The organism is Streptomyces sp. B6B3 (assembly GCF_039871525.1).
Taxonomy (GTDB): Bacteria; Actinomycetota; Actinomycetes; order Streptomycetales; family Streptomycetaceae; genus Streptomyces.
In genome coordinates this window covers 1-813 of the sequence record NZ_JBDPLU010000072.1, presented here as the reverse complement: position 1 = coordinate 813, position 813 = coordinate 1, and the positions used below count along the sequence as shown (strand labels likewise).

General features: G+C 66.8%; 1 protein-coding gene. It reads left to right on the top strand.

Features of this window, described 5'->3' with window-relative positions; translation table 11 throughout:
• On the top strand, window positions 1-813 hold an 813-nt coding region (locus tag ABGB06_RS39410; RefSeq protein WP_347600566.1), incomplete at both ends, for an AMP-binding protein.

Here is an 813-nt window from a genome sequence, read left to right as displayed (position 1 = left end):
CCCTCAACACCTCAAAATTCGACCTCGCCTTCCTCCTCACCGAAAACACCAACCCGGACGGAAACCCCGCAGGACTGGACGGCCACATCGAATACGCCCACGACCTCTTCGACGAATCCACCGCCGAACAGATCGCCAAGAGATTGGTGAGTTTGTTGCGGCAGGTGGCGGCGGATGACGGGCGGCGGGTCGAGGACTTCGACCTGCTGCTGGAGGGCGAACGGGAGTGGCTACTCGACGAGAAAGCGATCGGGGACGCGCCCATCGAGACCGCTGGGACGGTGGTGGAGGCGTTCGCCGCCCAGGTCGCCGCCCGTGCGGATGTCCCGGCGGTCATCGCGGGAGAAGACTCCTGGACCTACGCCGAACTCGACGCCCGCACCAACAGGCTCGCCCGCCACCTCATCCACCAAGGCCTGGCTACGGGTGATCGAGCCGCCGTCGCACTGCCCCGTAGCCCCGACCTGATCGAGGCATTCCTGGCCGTCGCCAAGACCGGCGCCACCTTCGTCCCCATCGACACCGGTCACCCCACCAGCCGCATCAAACACCTACTGACCGACAGCAACCCCGCGCTCCTCATCACCACCAGCGACTTCGCCCCACCGACCCACTCGGCGGTCCGCATCGACATCGACGATCCCGGGACGGTGAAGGAGACCGCCGAGCTGGCGAAGGACTCTCTCACCGACGTCGAACGCGGCGGATCACTGACGCCGGCCAGTGGCTTCTACCTGATGTACACCTCGGGCTCCACCGGCACCCCGAAGGGCGTGCTGACACCGCACAGTGCCGTGACAGCGCTCGCCGCCG